Origin of the sequence: Actinobacillus equuli (assembly GCF_900636745.1) — a bacterium.
GTDB classification, from domain to species: domain Bacteria; phylum Pseudomonadota; class Gammaproteobacteria; order Enterobacterales; family Pasteurellaceae; genus Actinobacillus; species Actinobacillus equuli.
Map to the genome: position 1 here is coordinate 1,444,244 of NZ_LR134310.1, position 19,983 is coordinate 1,464,226.

Consider the following 19,983-nt stretch of genomic DNA (forward strand, 5'->3'; position numbering starts at 1 on the left):
TGATTTGTTATGATGATAACTTCTATCAAATTCGAAAATTTTTCGTGTGTTTCGTTTTATAAAATGGTAAAACAATAAAAAGCAAACACAACAGGAATCCAGTATGACAGTTCAAATTGACAAATCAAAAATTAAATTTCTCTTACTTGAAGGCGTACATCAAAATGCGTTAGACGTATTACAGGCGGCCGGTTATACCAATATTGAATATCATAAAAAAGCGTTAGACGGTGATGACTTAATTAATGCCATTAAAGATGCGCATTTTGTCGGCTTACGTTCTCGCACTTATTTAACTAAAGAAATCTTAGCACACGCTAAGAACCTTGTTTCAATCGGTTGTTTCTGTATCGGTACCAACCAAGTTGATTTAAATGAAGCGAAGCGTTTAGGTATTCCGGTGTTTAATGCGCCGTTCTCAAATACTCGTTCGGTAGCGGAATTAGTCTTAGCCGAAATTATTCTTTTGATGCGCCAAGTACCGAAAGCGAATGCGGAAGTACATCGTGGCGTATGGAATAAATCGGCAGCCGGCTCAAATGAAGTACGTGGTAAAAAATTAGGGATTGTAGGTTACGGTCATATCGGTTCACAACTCAGTGTGATGGCGGAATCTATCGGTATGCAGGTTTATTTCTATGATATTGAAAACAAGCTACCATTAGGTAACGCACAGCAAATCACCAGTTTAGAGGAATTACTAAGTAGTTGTGATGCAATTTCGTTACACGTACCGGAAAATGCTTCAACTAAAAATTTAATGAATGCGGATCGTATTGCGCAATTAAAAGAAGATTCGGTGTTAATTAACGCCGCTCGCGGTACGGTGGTTGATATTGACGCTTTAGCTGCACGCTTAGCACAAGGTACGTTACGTGGGGCAGCGATTGACGTATTCCCGGAAGAGCCGGCTTCAGTTAATGATCCGTTTGAATCACCGCTATGCCAATTCGATAATGTGATTTTGACTCCGCATATCGGTGGTTCAACTGCAGAAGCACAAGCGAATATCGGTACGGAAGTAGCGAATAAATTCGTGAAATATGCGGATAACGGCTCAACCCTTTCAGCGGTTAACTTCCCGGAAGTATCGTTACCGATTCTACATAGTGATGCGAAACGCTTGTTACATATTCACGAAAACCGTCCGGGTATTTTGAATAAGATCAACCAAGTGTTCGTAGATGGTAACGTGAATATTGCCGGTCAGTATCTACAAACTGATCCGAATATCGGTTATGTGGTAATTGATGTGGAATTAGACGATGCGAGCGAAGCGCTTGAACGCTTACAGCAAATTGACGGCACAATTAAGGCTCGAGTGATTTCATAATATTTATATCAAATGACAAGCGGTGGAATTTGCAGAAAATTTTGCAAATCCCACCGCTTATTTTTTATCTTTTGATTACTTCAAACATTGACTGAATTCATCAGCAATCGCTTGTAAGAATTGCGGGTAAGCCGTTTGGCTTAATTCAATTTTCGCACCAAGCGGATCTAATTGTCCCACTTTAACTTGTGTACCTTTGCTGAGGCTTTCAATTACTTTCGGTGTGAATTGAGGTTCGGCAAATAAACATTGCGCTTTGTGTTCTGCGATATTTTTCTTAATTACGCTTAACGTTTTCGCACCCGGTGCTACGCTCGGGTTAATCGTAAACGAACCTAATGAATTTAAACCGTAAGCACGTTCAAAATAACCGTAGGCGTCGTGGAAAGTATAGTAACCTTTACCTTTCACCGCAGCTAATTGTTGACGAATCTGTTCACTCTTAGCGGTTAAATTTGCTTTAAATGTTGCGAGATTCTCCGCAATTTTCGCTTTTTGTTCAGGTAATTGTGCGCTTAGGCGTTCTGCGATCTGTTCTGCTGCGGCAAGGCTTGCTTCAGGCGAGAACCAAATGTGCCAGTCTTTATCATGGCTGTGACCTTCGTGATCATGGTGATGATCATGACCTTTATGAGCGTGTTCATGATGCTCATGTTTGTGATCGTGGTGTTCGTGTTTATGACCGTGTTCATGCTTATGGTCGTGATCATGTTCATGTTTTTCATCGTCATCATGATCATCATGTTTTTCTGTCGCATCAACAATCGCTTTAATTGCCGGCACATCATCTAAACTAAGCACTTTCTCTTTCGGTAATTTATCGATACTTTTTTCTAAAAACGTTTCTAAATCTTCACCCACCCAAACTACAAGTTGCGCAGATTTTAACTGTTCTACATCAGACGGTTTTAAACTGTAATCGTGCGGAGATGCGGTCACAGGCAATAACACTTTGCTCTCTGTAACTCCTTCTGTGATTGCGCTTGCGATAAAGCCTAACGGTTTGACTGTGGTAAGCACATCGGCATTTGCGACTGTGGTTGCGCCTAGCATAGCTAATGCTAAAGCTGTTTTCTTAAACATAGTATTCTCCTTTTGGATTAAAGTTGAGCGATTCTATCAAACTTTCGTAAAATTGCTATATAGTTTAGCATAAATTTTTTATGGGTATTTTTCATTTGCTGTTTTCTATATACTAGCGGTCAGATTTTTCTGATTTTTTACCAATATGAAATATAAAGATTTACGTGAATTTTTAGCGCTGCTAGAAAGCCAAGGCGAATTAGTGCGAGTTAAGCAGGAGATCGATCCTTATCTTGAAATGGCGGAAATTTCCGACCGTACTTTACGCAAGGGTGGGCCGGCGATTTTATTTGAAAACCCGAAAGGCTATCAAATGCCGGTACTGTGTAATTTGTTCGGTACACCGAAACGTGTTGCGTTAGGTATGGGGCAAGAAGATACGCAAGCTTTGCGAGAACTCGGCAAATTATTAGCGTTTCTTAAAGAGCCAGAGCCGCCGAAAGGTTTTAAAGAGCTTATCGGACAATTACCGCAATGGAAACAAGTGTTGAATATGCCAAGTAAGGTATTGGGTAAAGCGGATTGTCAACAAGTGGTATTGAGCGGTGATGAGGTTGATTTGTATAAATTACCGATTATGCATTGCCACGAAGGTGATGTTGCACCGCTCGTTACTTGGGGATTAACCATTACCCAAGGGCCTTATAAAAAACGCCAAAATCTTGGGATTTATCGCCAACAGCTGATCGGCAAAAACAAGCTGATTATGCGTTGGTTATCGCATCGTGGCGGAGCGCTGGATTTTCACGAATGGAAGGAAGCTAATCCGGATAAACCGTTTCCGGTTTCGGTGGCTATCGGTGCCGATCCGGCAACTATTTTAGCCGCGGTCACACCGATTCCCGATACCTTATCGGAATATGCGTTTGCCGGTTTATTACGTGGTCAGAAAACCGAGGTAACTAAGTCAATTAGTAATGATTTAGAAGTGCCGGCAAGTGCGGAAATTGTGTTGGAGGGTTATATCGACCCGAATGAAACTGCACTAGAAGGCCCGTACGGCGATCATACCGGCTATTACAATGAACAAGAGTATTTTCCGGTATTTACTGTTACGCATATCACCATGCGTCGTGATGCGATTTATCACTCGACTTACACCGGTCGTCCGCCGGATGAGCCGGCAGTTCTTGGCGAAGCGTTAAACGAAGTATTTATTCCGATTTTGCAAAAGCAATTTCCGGAAATCGTGGACTTCTATCTACCACCTGAAGGTTGTTCTTACCGTCTTGCGGTGGTAACGATTAAAAAACAATATGCCGGTCACGCCAAACGGGTGATGATGGGTGTATGGTCGTTCCTTCGCCAGTTTATGTACACCAAATTTGTGATTGTCTGTGATGACGATGTAAACGCAAGGGATTGGAAAGACGTAATTTGGGCGATTACCACACGTTGTGACCCAAGCCGAGATACCACTTTAATCGATCATACGCCGATTGATTATCTGGATTTCGCTTCGCCGGTTGCGGGCTTAGGCTCAAAAATGGGGATTGATGCAACCAATAAATGGCCGGGCGAAACCAACCGTGAATGGGGTACACCGATTAAAAAAGATCCGAATGTCGTTAAACGTGTTGATGAAATTTGGGATCAATTGGGGCTATAACTTTAAGAAGACTGTGAAAAGTTCGCTGAAAATTACAAGAACAAGCGGTTAAATTTCCTTAAAAATTTACCAAATAAAGACAGCTTATTTCAGCAGCTTTCACAGTGTTTGATTTTTATTTTCTATTACCATTTATGAAAGGAGAACTTATGTTACTGGTAAATCTTACCTTTGTTAGCTTTTTTATTGTTCGTTTGTATAGTTTGAGCATTTCGATTAGAAATGAGAAAGCGCTTATCCAAAAAGGTGCTACACAACACGGCAGTAAGAATTCAAAACTATTATCTATTGTGCATGTATTGTTCTATTTTTCGGCATTATTTGAAGCGAATTATTTTGTACATCATTGGGATTATCTCAGCACGATCGGCACAATTACCTTATTTTTCGCTTATATTGCACTCTTTTGGGTGATCAACGAATTAAAAGAAATTTGGACGGTAAAACTCTATATTTTGCCAAACCATAAAATTAATACTTCAACGTTATTCAGAACGATTAAACACCCTAACTATTTCCTCAATATCATTCCTGAATTAATTGGCGTGGTACTACTTTGTCATGCGTGGAACACATTGATGTACTTATTCCCTGTTTACCTCGTTGTGTTAGGTATTCGCATTTATCAAGAAGAAAAAGTGATGAAGCCGTTATTTGAGCAAGTTAAATAAGCAATAAATAACAAGCGGTTAAATTTGCAAAATTTTCTGCAAATTTAACCGCTTGCTCGTATGGCTTAATTACTCATTTTCAGCTTGGATATGATCTGGTGCTAAATCATAGCCATCTTTAGACTTACGTTGATATTCCGTATTGAGTAACTGATTAATTTCATACCAAGGTACAGTAAGGCTGATTTCACCTTCAGCGAATGGACCTAACGCATACGGCGGATAAATAAATTTCACCCCATCATCGGTAAATAAGAAATCTTCTGAAACATAAAAGTCTTGTTTCGGAGTAAAGGTGCTGTATTTGCCGTTTGCATCCGGTTCGTTACGTTGTTCGTAATGGCTCCATAACATTGCAGATAACTCTACTTGTTTTGCCGGTGAAAGTAGGTCATCCAGTAAAATGATACGTTTTTTATTTACATCGATATTAAAGTATTTTGTGTGGTAATTGTTATGAGCGCCGCCGCTGTATTCATCGTAGTTTTGGAAAAAGGTCACGATATTATGGCGTTGTCCTAAATAAATGGTTTCGGCGGTGCGAGAAATGCCGAGTGTCATTCCTTCTTTTAAAGTTTCTAAACTTTCCTGATAATCTTTTTCTAATACCGTTTTCAACTGATTTAACTCATCGCCGGTTATCACATTACGATCGATTTTACTGTCGGCATCCGCCGGAACAGGTTGATAGCTAATTAAAATCTGTTTCGCCAATAAATTATCTAACCACTCAAAGCCGGTTTTAGCTAGGCTGACAAAATAGTATTGTTCCGCAGAAAGAATCGCTTGTTCTTGATTGGCTTGCGGTTTGAATTTTATACGCTCCGCTTGAGAAAAAAACGGATAAATTTCTACGTTTAGCGCCGGAAAAATAGCTAATGAAGAATCGGTGTTTCCCGCAATCGATTGCTGTAAAGCGGTCAATTCTTGCTGAGATTTTGCAAGTTGTTCATTTAATTGAGAAATTTTTTGTTCGGCTTGTTGTAATTGTGTTGTAGTGGATGCAGAATTTTTCTCATCGCAAGCGGAGACTAGCATCCCCATTGCAACCACTATTGCTAATAATGACTTTCTCATTAAATTCTCCTTTAAAATAAAGATTAAATTCCATACAAAAATAGCAAAAATTCAACAAATTGCAATATTTTCTAAATAAATAGGCTACTCAAACCAGCGATATTTGCCTTGCCTATTAAGCCCTTAAAATGCAATAATGGTATGCTTTTTCTTGTCATAAAAATTGCACGGCAATTTAGTAAAAAATGACGTAAAAAGCACCGCTTGCTAGGTTGCAAGTCGAAAAGCTAAGTGATTGATTCTGCGGTTAATTCGAGACAAGAAGAATGAAACGTAAGACAAAATCAACACAAATTGAGCCACTTAATTAAAACCTACTTTTTGACAGTCGGGAGACTGCCCGAAATCCAATAAGAATACAAAGGTATTTCACGTAATATAAGAAGGATTTAATTCAGCGTATTAATGCTTAAAAAGTATGTTTAATTGGAGCGGCAATTTAAAAACAAAAAACAAATAATGAGAAAACACAATGAAAAGAATGTTAATCAATGCAACTCAAAAAGAAGAGTTGCGCGTTGCGCTCGTTGACGGGCAACGTTTATTCGATTTAGATATCGAAAGCCCGGGACACGAACAAAAAAAATCAAATATCTACAAAGGGAAAATTACCCGTGTTGAACCAAGCCTTGAAGCTGCATTCGTTGATTATGGTGCAGAACGTCATGGTTTCCTTCCTTTAAAAGAAATCTCTCGTGAATACTTCCCAGCGGATTACGTATTCAACGGTCGCCCGAATATCAAAGATATTATCAAAGAAGGACAAGAAGTGATTGTCCAAGTGAGTAAAGAAGAACGTGGTAACAAAGGTGCTGCGCTGACGACTTTTATCTCACTTGCCGGTAGCTATTTAGTATTAATGCCGAATAACCCGCGTGCGGGCGGTATTTCTCGTCGTATTGAAGGTGATGAACGTTTAGAATTAAAAGAAGCGTTAGATTGCTTAGATGTGCCGGAAGACGTTGGTTTAATCGTACGTACCGCCGGTGTAGGCAAATCACCGGAAGAGCTTCAATGGGACTTAAAAGTGCTTTTACACCATTGGGAAGCGATCAAAAAAGCAGCGGAATCTCGCCCGGCTCCGTTCCTTATCCATCAAGAAAGTGACGTGATTGTTCGTGCGATCCGTGATTATCTCCGTCGCGATATCGGCGAAATTTTAATTGATAACAAAAAAATCTTCGAAAAAGCGAAAAACCATATTCGTTTAGTGCGTCCAGATTTCATCAATCGTGTGCGTTTATATGAAGGTGAAGTACCGTTATTCAGCCATTATCAAATCGAATCACAAATCGAATCGGCATTCCAACGTGAAGTGCGTTTACCGTCCGGCGGTTCAATTGTTATTGACGTAACTGAAGCATTAACGGCGATTGATATTAACTCATCACGCTCAACCCGTGGCGGCGATATCGAAGAGACTGCGTTAAATACCAACTTAGAAGCGGCGGATGAAATTGCTCGTCAATTACGTTTACGTGACTTAGGTGGTTTGATTGTCATCGACTTTATCGATATGACTCCGGTGCGTCACCAACGTGAAGTGGAAAATCGTATCCGTGAAGCGACACGCCAAGACCGCGCGCGTATTCAATTCGGTCGTATTTCACGTTTCGGTTTATTAGAAATGAGCCGTCAGCGTTTAAGTCCGTCACTAAGTGAAGCATCAAGCCATGTATGTCCTCGCTGTCAAGGTACGGGTAAAGTACGTGATAACGAATCTATCGCACTTTCGATTTTACGTTTATTAGAAGAAGAGGCGATCAAAGAAAATACCGCCCAAGTTCACACTATTGTGCCGGTACAAATTGCGTCTTACTTACTCAATGAAAAACGTAAAGCGATCTCAAGTATTGAAAAACGCCATGATGTACAAGTGGTGGTTGTGCCGACAGAAAGCATGGAAACACCGCATTTCAGCGTATATCGTTTACGTGAAAACGAAGTGTTGCCAACTCTTAGCTATGATTTAGCGAAGCACTATCATGCTCGTGAAGAAGATACTCAACCGAATACACATACAGTTTCGGAAGAAGCGTTAGTGACACGTAATGAACCGGTGATTACCGTAGAATCAGTGTTACAAAGTTCTGAGTTAAATCTTCAACCTGCACCGACACCGGTAGCACCGGCAAAACCTTCACTCCTAAGTCGCTTAATTGCAAAAGTGAAGAGCTTATTTGCAGCGGAAGAAAAAGTTGAAGAAAAACCGAAGCCGAAGGCTCGTAACCAACGTGAGCGCCGTAACCGTCGTGAGCGTCCAAATCGTGCAGAACGCCAAGAGCGTAAACAGCAACAACAAGACGAGCAAAAGGCACAGCGTCAGGAACGTAACCAAGAGCGTGCGGAATCGAAGAAAGCTCGCCGTCAAGTTGTTGAAGAAGTTGCAGGTGCTCCAGAAACTCAAACGGAACAAGTACAACGTCCGCAACGTGAAAATCAAGTAGCGGAACGCCGCCAGCGTCGTGACTTACGTAAGAAGGTACGTGTTGAAGTGAATGACAACAATGTTACTGAAGCAAACCAAGCAACGAGTCCGGTTGTTGCAAAAGCCGCTCCTGAAAAAGCAGTAGCGGAAGCGAAGCCTCAGGCATTTGTGAGTCCGGAAGTGATTCCAGCTGTAGCAGAGAGCAAACCATCAGACGAAAGTGTGAAAGCATCAGCGCAAGACAGCGTAGCGGAAGTGATTGCGGAAGAACGTGCTGAACAGCGTGAAAATAATCGTCAACGTCGTTTACCTCGCCATTTACGTGTAGGTAATCAGCGTCGCCGTGAAAATAATCGCCGTGAACATTCTGTGGTTGCAGCAATGCCTTTAGCGGCAGCAGTTGCTTCTCCGGAAATGGCAAGCGGTAAGATTTGGGTGAAATTTAGCAATCAAGCACCAGCAGCTACTAAAGCAGCGCCAAAAGCGGAAGAGAAACCGCGCTTCTTATCCGTAGATGAAATGTTAGAGCAGCAACAAGAACCGGAAGTCGTATCAACAGAGTTAATCGTTGAGAAAAGTGTGAACTCTGCAGCACCTTTTGGCGCCTTTGTGACTCAACATTCTGATCGTGATTTAGTGAAAGAAAACAAAGAACGTGCACAGCATATTGTGTCTGATGAGCCGAAAGAAGATGCTCAGTTAGTTGAAAAAGCAATGGCAAAACACGTTGCACCACTCGGAGGCTTTGTTTCTCAACATACTGATCGTGATTTAGTAAAAGAGAAGAATGAGCGTGTACAGAAACACCAAGCACAAGCAACGTCTGCGCCGGCGCTTGAAAATGTAAGCACGGAAGAGATAGTTGTTCCGGTATCAAGTTATGAAAGTAGCTATAGTTTCTCCGGTCATTTAGGTACATTCTCTCGTGTACAACATACTAAAGCGGCGATGACAGTGGCATCAGCACCAGCAGAAATGCCTGCTGAAGCAAATGTAACGGAGTGGACACAATCAAAATATTACTTCCATGGTAAAGGTTTTGGCGGTCATTCTAGTGCGGTAAGCCATGTACATTCAGCACCACGTATTGCCGGTGCAGATGTAGAATAATCGCTAACTAATCGTGTTTAAAAAGCCAATTGTTTAGTCAATTGGCTTTTTTTTGTGCAATAAAGCTGTTATAGTGCAACTTCTGAGAATAAGCTCAGTCTAAAGATTCCGAATGCGACTTAATTTAATAAGTCGCAAACAATCTTTTTTACATAAGGAAAAGCAAATGAAAAAATCTCTTTTAGCATTAGTATTAGGTGCAGCGTTTACATTAAGCGCTTGTGATCAAGCAAACCAAGCGAAAGATGCGGCAGCAGCGAAAGTTGAAGAAGCAAAAGTAGCAACTCAAGAAGCAGCACAAGCAGTAGCAGATAAAGCGGCTGAAGTGAAAGATGCGGCAGCAGCTAAAGCTGAAGAAGCAAAAGCAGCAGCTCAAGAGGCTGCAAAAGCGGTAGCGGATAAAGCAGCTGAAGTGAAAGACGCAGCAGCAGTTAAGGCTGAAGAAGCAAAAGCAGCAGCGCAAGCAGTAGCGGATAAAGCAGCTGAAATGAAAGCGGCTGCGGCAGACAAAGCGGCTGAAGTAAAAGACGCAGCAGCAGTGAAAGCTGAAGAAGCAAAAGCGGCAACTCAAGATGCTACACAAGAAGTAGCGGATAAAGCAGCTGAAATGAAAGATGCAGCGGCAACTAAAGTTGAAGCAGCCGCTGAAGCTGTAAAAGAAAAAGCAACTGAAGTAAAAGAAGCAGTTGAAACTAAATAATTCTTGCTAAGGTATCTCCAAACCAAAGCAAAAAGCCCGCAAAATTGCGGGCTTTTCTTTTAGGTAACGGATGTAATCCGATAAAAAAGCGGTCAAATTTGACCGCTTTTTTGCTACTTACTTTGATTAAAGATTTTCAATCGCTTGGTATTGCGTTTGAAGTTTCTCTAAACCGTTTTGGTACTCTTGCATTTTTTCACGCTCTTTAGCAATGACTGCTTCCGGCGCTTTTGCCACAAAGGCTTCGTTGCTGAGTTTGTTTTCAATACGAGTGATTTCACCACGCATTTTCTCGATTTCTTTGGTTAATCGAGCAAGCTCTGCTTCTTTGTTGATAAAGCCTGCCATTGGGATTAGCACTTCCACGTTACCCACTAATTTCGCCACTGAAAGTGGTGCAGTTTCGTCCGCACTTAGCACTTGTACGCTATCTAATTTCGCCATTGCTTTTAACAAGCGGTCGTTTTCCGCAAGAATTTTGCGTTGCTCGTCAGATACGTTGCGAACAAGGAATTCTAAGCCTTTGCTTGGTGCAATATTGCTTTCCGCACGGATATTACGCACAGCGATGATTAACTCTTTAATCCAGCCGATTTGCGCTTCCGCTGCTTCGTCTAACTCGCTTTCCACCACTTTCGGGAACGGTCGTAACATAATGGTATCAGCGTCAATGCCTGCAAAGCCTTTCACTTTCTGCCAAATTTCTTCGGTGATGAACGGCATAATTGGGTGTGCTAAACGCAATAATTTTTCAAGCACACGCACAAGCGTTTGGCTTGCACCACGTTTTTGAGCCTCTGTGCCGTTGGCGAATACTGGTTTAGTGAGTTCTAAATACCAGTCGCAGAATTCGTTCCAAGTGAAATCGTAAATGGCATTTGCCGCTAAGTCGAAACGATATTGGCTTAATGCGTCACGGAATGTACCAACTGTGCGGTTGAACGTAGATTCAATCCAACGATCTGCCAAGCTGTATTCTACTTCGCCTGATGATAAATCTAATTTATCATTAGTTAATACGAAACGGCTTGCATTCCATAATTTATTACAGAAGTTACGGTAGCCTTCTAAACGTTTCATATCCCAGTTGATATCACGACCGTTGCTTGCTAATGCTGCAAGCGTGAAACGCAATGCATCCGTACCGTGAGCAGCAATACCGTTTTCGAACTCTTTGCGAGTTGCTTTAGCAATTTTTTCCGCAAGTTGTGGTTGCATCATATTGCCGGTACGTTTTTCGAGTAAATCTTCAAGGGAGATACCGTCAATCATATCGATCGGGTCAAGTACGTTACCCTTCGATTTCGACATTTTTTGACCTTGCTCGTCACGAATCAAACCGGTTACATACACGGTTTTGAACGGAACTTGCGGTTTGCCGTTTTCATCTTTCACAAAGTGCATTGTGAACATAATCATACGCGCAACCCAGAAGAAGATGATGTCGAAACCTGTAATTAACACATCGGTCGGGTGGAACATTTTCAGTTCTTTGGTTTGCTCTGGCCAGCCTAAAGTTGAGAACGTCCATAAACCTGATGAGAACCAAGTGTCTAATACGTCTTCGTCTTGGCGTAATGCAAGATCTGCTGGTAAGTTGTGTTTTTGACGCACTTCTTCTTCGTTGCGTGCTACATACACATTACCTGCTTCGTCATACCATGCAGGAATACGATGTCCCCACCATAATTGACGAGAGATACACCAGTCTTGAATATCACGCATCCAAGAGAAGTAAAGGTTTTCGTATTGTTTCGGTACGAATTGGATTTCGCCGTCTTCCACCGCTTTGGTCGCCACTTCGGCAAGCGGTTTCACACTCACATACCACTGATCGGTGAGCATTGGCTCGATTGGCACGCCACCACGGTCGCCGTAAGGTACTTTCAAATCATGCGGTTTGATTTCATCTAATAAACCTAACGCTTCAAAATCCGCCACTACTTTTTTACGTGCAGCGAAACGCTCTAAGCCTTGATAATCCGCAGGAATTTTGGCTTCGTAAGTCGTTAACGGTTTACCGTCTGTGCCGATAATTTCCGCTTCCGCACGAATATCCGCATTCATCGTCATCACGTTTACCATTGGTAAGCTATGACGTTTACCTACTTCATAGTCGTTGAAGTCGTGTGCTGGGGTAATTTTTACCACACCCGTACCAAACTCACGATCAACGTATTCGTCCGCCACAATTGGAATTTCACGGTTTGCAAGCGGTAATACCACCGTTTTACCGATTAATGATTGATAGCGTTCGTCTTCTGGGTGAACAGCCACTGCTGTGTCGCCTAATACAGTTTCAGGACGAGTGGTCGCCACGACTAAATAATCTCTACCGTCTGCGGTTTTCGCACCGTTTGCTAACGGATAGCGGAAATGCCAAAGTGAACCTTTGCTCTCTTTGTTTTCCACTTCTAAATCTGAAATTGCGGTGTGAAGTTTCGGATCCCAGTTTACGAGGCGTTTACCACGGTAAATCAAGCCTTCTTCGTGTAAGCGAACGAACACTTCTTTTACCGCATTCGATAAGCCTTCGTCCATGGTGAAACGTTCACGATCCCAGTCGATTGAGTTGCCTAAACGACGCATTTGTTGGCTGATTGTGCCGCCTGAATAAGCTTTCCAATCCCAGATTTTGTTGATGAAAGCCTCACGCCCATAATCGTGGCGAGTTTTGCCTTCTTCCGCTGCGATTTTACGCTCCACCACCATTTGGGTTGCGATACCCGCATGGTCTGTACCGGTTTGCCACAGGGTATTGTTACCTTCCATACGGTTGAAACGGATTAATGTATCCATTAACGTTTGTTGGAAAGCGTGTCCCATATGCAATGAACCGGTTACATTCGGCGGTGGAATTGCGATACAGTAACTTGGAACGTCAGGATTTTCAGTTGGCTTAAAATAGCCCTGTTCTTCCCAGTGTTTATAAAGTGCTTGTTCTACTGCAGACGCATCGAAACGATCTGCCATTTGGAGGTTTTGGGTCATTTATGTTTTTCTCTTTGATATAAATTTATTTAGGTAACTTTCAATCCACGCACAGCAAACCGTACGTGGTTAGGATCAGCCTTCGGCTGAGTGAGCCACACTGTGGCTCTGTATTTTTCTAATTTCCAGCTCTAGCTAGGCATTGTAGTTAGGTTAGCTTTTAGCGTGTTCTTGGTTCGCTGGTGTTTGATGGCATTCTTTTAATTTAAACACGTGCTGAAACTCCGGATCTCGAGCTTTCTCGTAAAATGCGTGGAATTTTCGGATTTCATCTTCCAAGTTTACCGTACGAATGATTTCTTCTTGGATCTTGTCATGCTTGTTACGGCTTGCTTCTAAATAACAGGCGATGGTTACTGTATCGAATTCAACTTGTGCGCTGAGTTGCAAATCTTTATAAGGGATGCGTAGCGCATGGAAGTTGTCTTGTACATACAGCCTTAGATGCTCGCTAAGTTGTTCATTAAAAAAGTTGAAGAATTTATAGTTATTGACATATTCGTAATAATCTATGTCAAAAATATTTTCACAGCTAAAGCGAAAATACATCATTTCCCTATCGATTTGACGATATACATAATACGCCGCACTCAATAATAAAATGATGAGAGTAAGGTAATAAAGATTGTCCATCATCAATGCTTTCCATACATACAATTTGTTAATGCGTTAACGCCATATCCAGATGTGGGATGTTATCTTCCAAATAAACATCGGAAATCGCACTAAAGCCGAGCGATTGATAAAACCGGGCCAAGTGAGATTGTGCTTGGATATATATAGTGTGCTGCGGCCAAGTTTGTTTAGCGTAAGCAATTGCCGTTTGCATTAATTCACGAGCTAAGCCGGAGCCTCGAGCTTCAATCGCAACCAGCACTCGACCGATATGTACGCCATCTTCTTGCAGGAATATGCGGCAATAAGCGGTCAAATTCTGTTGTTTTTTTGCGAAATGGTGATAAGAGATAAGATCTTTGTCATCCACTTCTTGATAAGGGCAATCTTGTTCAACCACAAAAACGGCGGTACGTAATTTGTAAATTTCAAATAATTCCGTTGTAGAAAGTTGTTCGAACGATTTGGTTTGCCACTTCATATTCGTCTGTACCGTTCTATGCTTGTACCGTTTCAAGTTGCCAACCAAGTTGGCGATATTGTTTGTAACGTTCGCGCGCTTGCGCTTTTTCCGTTTCATCCGCTGGTACAAAATCAATAATTTGATTAAAGCTATTAATAAAGTCCGGTAGATTTTTTTGGAGCGAAATAAGTAAATCACGACGCTGCGCATTGCGTTTGCCTGGCCACGATATTTCTATCGGCGTAGCATATTGAGTAACTTCGCCGGAAAGATTATGCGGTACAAAAGAATCGGGATCTCTCGCCCATAACGCTTCATCAATTTTTAGAGCTTGTTGTTCGGTTTCGCAGGCGATCAGTACTCGTTTACCGAGTTTCCAAGCCTGAGCGCTTAATTCACAAGCCATTGCTTCGGCGGCGCTGAGGTTTTCAGAAGACGCTTGGCTCAGTAAATAAAATTTAACTTGTTTCACCTGACTGCCCTAATCAAAATAATCAAAAATACAAAAAGGGATTAATTTTAGCCGAAAATGCGGAAAATTTGAAATGCAAGCGGTCATTTTTGCGATATTTTTTGCAAATTTAACCGCTTGCTGTTTGAATTTAGTGAAATCTATCTGAAATGAGGTTTGTATTGAGCGCAATTTGTAATGCTTTGCCTATTGAACCAATCTTGCTTTTAAGGTTCTAACTCTATGATTTGGCTATTTCAATCACCTTATAATGGTGTAAAATATAGCCTCCCTTAAACCTAACTTTAGAGGACTTTACCATGGGTTTATTTGATTTTGCAGCGAATATCGGCAAAAAACTTTTTAATAAAGAAGAAGAGGCGTCACAAGCCGTAACGGAACATTTGAACGAAGACAATCCGGGCGTTGAAAATGTACAAGTAACCGTTGAAAACGGTGTGGCAAATTTAAGCGGTGTGGCGGCAACGGCAGCTGCGGTAGAAAAAGCGGTATTAATGGCGGGTAACATTGAAGGTATTTCAGAAGTGAAAATCGACGGTGTTCAAATTGCTAATGGCGAAGCGCTTGCAGGTGATGACGAATTCTATGTGATTCAAAAAGGCGATACTTTATGGGAAATTGCAACCAAAGCTTACGGCAACGGTGCAAAATATAAAGCGATCGTTGAAGCGAATAAAGAAGTGATCAAAGACGAGAACAAAATCTTCCCGGGTCAAAAAATTCGTATTCCAAAAAGCTTATAATCTTTTAGGAAAGAAGGCGTAACCTAACGCTATTGCAAAAAATCAGTAAAATCGCACCGCTTGTTCGGTAAATTTTGCTGATTTTTTCATTTCTGCGCCATCATTTGGCGATGTTCTGCGCAATATTCCTCGACAGCCCATTGACATAACGTTACAATGGATGTCTATTTCTGTATCTTTTATATACCCACAACTTGAGGTTTAAGAATGTCAATTTCTATTGAAACTTTAGAAGGCTTACAACGCCGTGTAACTATTACTGTAGCTGCAGACAAAATCGAAGCAGCTTATAAAGAACAATTAAAAGGCTATGCGAAAAACGCTCGTGTAGACGGTTTCCGTAAAGGTAAAGTACCACACGCAATTATCGAACAACGTTTCGGTTTAGCGGCTCGCCAAGATGTATTATCTGATGAAATGCAACGTGCGTTCTTTGATGCAGTAATCGCTGAGAAAATCAACCTTGCAGGTCGTCCTACATTCACTCCTAACAACTACCAACCGGGTCAAGAATTCAGCTTCACAGCAACTTTTGAAGTGTTCCCGGAAGTTGAATTAAAAGGCTTAGAAAACATCGAAGTTGAAAAACCGGTTGTAGAAATCACAGAAGCTGATTTAGACAAAATGATCGATGTTTTACGTAAACAACAAGCGACTTGGGTTGAATCACAAGAAGCTGCAAAAGCGGAAGACCGTGTTGTAATTGACTTCGTTGGTTCTGTTGACGGTGAAGAGTTTGAAGGCGGTAAAGCGACAGACTTCGCTTTAGCAATGGGTCAAGGTCGTATGATCCCTGGTTTCGAAGAAGGTATCGTTGGTCACAAAGCTGGTGAACAATTCGATATCGATGTAACTTTCCCTGAAGAATACCACGCTGAAAACTTAAAAGGTAAAGCGGCGAAATTCGCAATCACCCTTAAGAAAGTAGAAAACATCGTATTACCTGAATTAACAGAAGAATTCGTGAAAAAATTCGGTTCGGCAAAAACTGTAGAAGATTTACGTGCAGAAATTAAGAAAAATATGCAACGTGAACTTAAAAATGCAGTAACTGCACGTGTTAAAAACCAAGTAATCAACGGTTTAATCGCACAAAACGAAATTGAAGTGCCAGCTGCAGCAGTAGCAGAAGAAGTTGATGTATTACGTCGTCAAGCGGTTCAACGTTTCGGTGGTAAACCGGAAATGGCTGCACAATTACCGGCAGAATTATTCGAAGCGGATGCAAAACGTCGTGTTCAAGTAGGTTTATTACTTTCAACTGTAATCGGTACTAACGAATTAAAAGTTGATGAAAAACGCGTTGAAGAAACAATTGCAGAAATCGCTTCAGCTTACGAACAACCGGCAGAAGTTGTTGCTCACTATGCGAAAAACCGTCAATTAACAGAAAATATCCGTAACGTGGTATTAGAAGAACAAGCGGTTGAAGCAGTACTTGCAAAAGCGAAAGTAACTGAAAAAGCAACCTCTTTTGATGAAGTAATGGCTCAACAAGCTCAGGGCTAATTCTCAAATACAAAGCTCTCCATTCTGGAGGGCTTTTAATTAGCATTTTATAAGCGGTTGATTTTAGGAAAAAATTTGCAAAAATTTCTCTAAAAGTAACCGCTTTTATTTTAACCGAAAGAGAGTTTAGTCATGGATTTAACCTTTACTCAGCAACTTCAGCAATTTGTTAGCGCTCACCCAATTCTTGTTTTTGCGTGGATTGCGGTATTTGTTGCAGTGTTATTTAGTCTTTATAAAGGCGCTACTAGTAAATTTAAAACAATCGAAAATGCACAAGCGACACAACTTGTGAACAAAGAAGAGGGGGTATTCCTCGATTTACGTTCAGAAGATGAGTTCCGTGCGGGTCATATCGTAGATAGCCACCATATTCTGCCTAGCGAAATTAAAGCGAATAACGTTCATCCGATTGAAAAATATAAAGATCGTCCGGTCATTTTAGTGGATAGCAATGGTTTTTCGGCTGGATCAAGCGCAGATTTACTTGCAAAACAAGGCTTTAGCAAAGTATATGTGTTAAAAGAAGGTATTTTAGGCTGGCGTTCGGCAAACCTTCCAACCGTTAAAAAACATAAATAATTTAGTTAATTAAGGAAATATTATGGCTGAAGAAAATCAAGTTGCTGCTCAAGAAGAACAGCTCCCATTTGAACTTCAAATTCAACGTATTTATATCAAAGACGTTTCGTTTGAAGCACCGAACTTACCAACTATTTTTCATCAAGAGTGGAAACCGCAATTAGGCTTTGAGCTTGATACTGAAACTAAACAGTTAGATGAAGATCTTTATGAAGTAGTATTACACATTAATGTTTCAACCACATTAGAAGATAGTGGTGATACCGCATTCATTTGTGAAGTAAAACAAGCGGGCGTATTTACAATTAAGGGCTTAGAAGGTCTTCAATTAGCACATTGTTTAGCATCACAATGTCCTAACGTGCTTTATCCTTATGCACGTGAATTAATTGCTAGCCTAGTAAACCGTGGTACATTCCCGGCATTGAATTTATCACCGGTAAACTTCGATGCACTGTTTATGGATTACTTACAACGCCAAGAAGCAGAGCAAAACGCAGAAGCGCCGGCAGTAAACTAATCTTTTTTAAAGGTATGCAATTTTGCATACCTTTTTCTTTATCCCATTCTTCTCATAACAGCGTAAAACTTTGCATAGGTTTAAATTGCCGGAATTGACGGATTCACATCAAATGATATATTGAGCTTTTCTATTTTAATTAGCCAATTTTGATTCCAATCTCTAAATACTTCATCGCATAAGGATAATATTAATGAGTGAAATGTATTCCGCACCCGTCACGGTTTTAGGTGCAGGTTCTTATGGTACGGCACTAGCTATTGCGCTGGCTCGTAATGGCCATAAAACTTATTTATGGGGACACCGGCCGGAAAAAATGGCGATTTTGGCTGCAGAACGAATGAATAATGCTTTTTTACCGGGTATTACTTTTCCTGATGCTTTGGAAATTGAAAGTGATTTAGCACAGGCTCTGGCAAAAGCAAAGGATATCTTAATTGTTGTGCCAAGCCATGTGTTTGCTGATGTATTGATGCAAATTCGTCCATTATTGAATGCTCATCATCGTATTATGTGGGCAACGAAGGGGCTGGAACGTAATACCGGGCGCTTATTACAAACTGTCGCTGAAGAAATTCTTGGTACTCAATATCCGCTAGCGGTGCTTTCCGGCCCGACTTTTGCAAAAGAGTTAGCACAAGGTTTACCGACAGCAATCACTTTAGCTTCAAATGACCACCAATTTTCTGATGAAATGCAGCAGCGTATCCATTGTTCTAAGGCTTTCCGTGTTTATTTGAATAGCGATATGATTGGCGTACAATTAGGCGGTGCGATTAAGAATGTAATTGCCATTGGAGCTGGTATTTCTGATGGAATGGGCTTCGGTGCAAATGCACGAACGGCACTTATCACCCGTGGTGTAGCTGAAATTAGCCGTTTAGGTGCATCATTGGGTGCAAATGCCAATACTTTTATGGGAATGGCTGGGCTGGGCGATTTAGTACTAACCTGTACCGATAATCAATCACGTAACCGTCGGTTCGGTTTAATGCTCGGGCAAGGAAAATCTGCTGAGGAAGCCATGGCGGAAATCGGGCAAGTGGTAGAAGGTTTTTACAATACGAAAGAGGCGTATTTACTGGCTCAAACCCAAGGGGTTGAAATGCCGATTGTCGAACAGATCTACCAGATGTTATTCTGTGGTAAAAATGCACATGATGTTGTTGCAACTTTATTAGGGCGTGAACGCAAAGGCGAATAAAGAGGTTTTACATGAACGAAAGCGAACTTAATCAAATTTGGCAGAATATCCGAGAAGAAGCGCAGGAATTGGTCGAGAATGAGCCGATGCTTGCCAGCTTTTTCCATGCAACCATTTTAAAGCATAGTAATTTAGGTGGCTCACTGAGTTATATCTTAGCCAATAAACTGGCTAACCCAATTATGCCGGCGATTGCGTTAAAAGAAATTATTGAAGAAGCCTATCAGGCAAATCCTCAAATTATTGCCAGTGCCGCTTGCGATATTGATGCGGTTCGTACTCGAGACCCTGCTGTAGATAAATGGACAACACCACTGTTGTATTTAAAAGGCTATCATGCGATTCAAAGTTATCGTGTGACACATTACCTTTGGCAACAAGGTCGCAAAGCGCTAGCAATTTATCTACAAAATGAAATCTCTGTGGCATTTGATGTTGATATTCATCCGGCAGCGAGATTAGGCTGCGGCATTATGTTTGACCATGCGACAGGCATTGTAGTGGGTGAAACGGCAGTAATTGAAAATGATGTGTCAATTTTACAGGGCGTAACCCTAGGTGGTACGGGTAAAGAACACGGCGATCGTCACCCGAAAATTCGTGAAGGTGTGATGATAGGGGCGGGTGCAAAAATCCTAGGTAATATTGAAATTGGACGTTATTCGAAAATTGGCGCAAATTCAGTTGTATTACAACCGGTGCCGGATCACGCTACTGCGGCGGGTGTCCCGGCTCGTATTATCGGACAATCTTCCGCACAAAAACCAGCGTTTGATATGAACCAATATTTTGAGGATATCGAAGGGACTTATGGTGACGGTATCTAACCTTACATAGCGCTATTTAAGCCAATTGAAAGGGCTGAATCCGAAG

Annotated in this window: 17 protein-coding genes; 11 read left to right on the plus strand and 6 right to left on the minus strand. The window is 41.4% G+C overall.

What is annotated here, in order from left to right; translation table 11 throughout:
- Window positions 1-103: 103 nt before the first annotated feature.
- Window positions 104-1,333: a phosphoglycerate dehydrogenase gene (serA, locus tag EL121_RS06855; RefSeq protein WP_039198641.1), complete on the plus strand. Its 1,230-nt coding sequence runs from the start codon at window positions 104-106 to the stop codon at window positions 1,331-1,333.
- A 75-nt stretch (window positions 1,334-1,408) separates the two neighbouring features.
- Here serA and znuA read toward each other — a convergent pair whose 3' ends face one another.
- On the minus strand, window positions 1,409-2,416 hold the full coding sequence (znuA, locus tag EL121_RS06860) for a zinc ABC transporter substrate-binding protein ZnuA (RefSeq protein ID WP_039198643.1): 1,008 nt from the start codon (window positions 2,414-2,416) through the stop codon (window positions 1,409-1,411).
- A 145-nt stretch (window positions 2,417-2,561) separates the two neighbouring features.
- Between znuA and ubiD the strand changes: the two genes are divergently transcribed.
- On the plus strand, window positions 2,562-4,025 hold the full coding sequence (gene ubiD / locus EL121_RS06865) for a 4-hydroxy-3-polyprenylbenzoate decarboxylase (RefSeq protein ID WP_039198645.1): 1,464 nt from the start codon (window positions 2,562-2,564) through the stop codon (window positions 4,023-4,025).
- Window positions 4,026-4,174: 149 nt separating this feature from the next.
- The gene (locus tag EL121_RS06870; protein ID WP_039198648.1) at window positions 4,175-4,696 is read left to right on the plus strand and encodes an isoprenylcysteine carboxyl methyltransferase family protein; all 522 of its coding nucleotides are present in this window, start codon (window positions 4,175-4,177) and stop codon (window positions 4,694-4,696) included.
- 69 nt (window positions 4,697-4,765) lie between these two features.
- On the opposite strand, the gene EL121_RS06875 is transcribed toward EL121_RS06870, so the two are convergent.
- Complete coding sequence (locus tag EL121_RS06875) at window positions 4,766-5,773, minus strand: DUF3298 domain-containing protein (RefSeq protein WP_039198650.1); 1,008 nt, start codon at window positions 5,771-5,773, stop codon at window positions 4,766-4,768.
- Between the two features lie 472 nt (window positions 5,774-6,245).
- On the opposite strand from EL121_RS06875, the gene rne reads away from it, so the two are divergent.
- A complete protein-coding gene (rne, locus tag EL121_RS06880; RefSeq protein WP_197050928.1) occupies window positions 6,246-9,311 on the plus strand; it encodes a ribonuclease E in 3,066 nt (1,021 codons plus the stop codon).
- 166 nt (window positions 9,312-9,477) lie between these two features.
- A complete protein-coding gene (locus EL121_RS06885; protein WP_039198653.1) occupies window positions 9,478-10,011 on the plus strand; it encodes a histone H1 family protein in 534 nt (177 codons plus the stop codon).
- 126 nt (window positions 10,012-10,137) lie between these two features.
- On the opposite strand, the gene EL121_RS06890 is transcribed toward EL121_RS06885, so the two are convergent.
- The 4 genes from EL121_RS06890 to EL121_RS06905 form a co-directional block, all read right to left on the minus strand.
- Window positions 10,138-13,002, minus strand: coding sequence for a valine--tRNA ligase (locus EL121_RS06890; RefSeq protein ID WP_039198655.1), 2,865 nt, complete (start codon window positions 13,000-13,002; stop codon window positions 10,138-10,140).
- A 153-nt stretch (window positions 13,003-13,155) separates the two neighbouring features.
- The gene (locus EL121_RS06895; protein WP_039198657.1) at window positions 13,156-13,638 is read right to left on the minus strand and encodes a hypothetical protein; all 483 of its coding nucleotides are present in this window, start codon (window positions 13,636-13,638) and stop codon (window positions 13,156-13,158) included.
- 25 nt (window positions 13,639-13,663) lie between these two features.
- Window positions 13,664-14,098, minus strand: a complete 435-nt coding sequence (locus tag EL121_RS06900; protein ID WP_039198660.1) for a GNAT family N-acetyltransferase — start codon at window positions 14,096-14,098, stop codon at window positions 13,664-13,666.
- A 16-nt stretch (window positions 14,099-14,114) separates the two neighbouring features.
- Complete coding sequence (locus EL121_RS06905; protein ID WP_039198662.1) at window positions 14,115-14,552, minus strand: DNA polymerase III subunit chi; 438 nt, start codon at window positions 14,550-14,552, stop codon at window positions 14,115-14,117.
- Between the two features lie 299 nt (window positions 14,553-14,851).
- On the opposite strand from EL121_RS06905, the gene lysM reads away from it, so the two are divergent.
- From lysM to cysE, 6 genes are all read left to right on the plus strand, one after another.
- Window positions 14,852-15,295 (plus strand): peptidoglycan-binding protein LysM, encoded by a 444-nt coding sequence (lysM, locus tag EL121_RS06910; RefSeq protein ID WP_005621301.1) that lies wholly within the window; start codon window positions 14,852-14,854, stop codon window positions 15,293-15,295.
- 207 nt (window positions 15,296-15,502) lie between these two features.
- A complete protein-coding gene (gene tig, locus EL121_RS06915) occupies window positions 15,503-16,804 on the plus strand; it encodes a trigger factor (RefSeq protein WP_039198664.1) in 1,302 nt (433 codons plus the stop codon).
- A 132-nt stretch (window positions 16,805-16,936) separates the two neighbouring features.
- Window positions 16,937-17,386, plus strand: a complete 450-nt coding sequence (locus EL121_RS06920) for a rhodanese-like domain-containing protein (protein WP_039198666.1) — start codon at window positions 16,937-16,939, stop codon at window positions 17,384-17,386.
- A gap of 22 nt (window positions 17,387-17,408) precedes the next feature.
- Window positions 17,409-17,906: a protein-export chaperone SecB gene (secB, locus tag EL121_RS06925; RefSeq protein ID WP_039195596.1), complete on the plus strand. Its 498-nt coding sequence runs from the start codon at window positions 17,409-17,411 to the stop codon at window positions 17,904-17,906.
- 193 nt (window positions 17,907-18,099) lie between these two features.
- Window positions 18,100-19,110: an NAD(P)H-dependent glycerol-3-phosphate dehydrogenase gene (gpsA, locus tag EL121_RS06930; RefSeq protein WP_039198668.1), complete on the plus strand. Its 1,011-nt coding sequence runs from the start codon at window positions 18,100-18,102 to the stop codon at window positions 19,108-19,110.
- A gap of 11 nt (window positions 19,111-19,121) precedes the next feature.
- Window positions 19,122-19,937, plus strand: coding sequence for a serine O-acetyltransferase (cysE, locus tag EL121_RS06935; RefSeq protein WP_039198671.1), 816 nt, complete (start codon window positions 19,122-19,124; stop codon window positions 19,935-19,937).
- The last annotated feature ends 46 nt before the right edge of the window (window positions 19,938-19,983 follow it).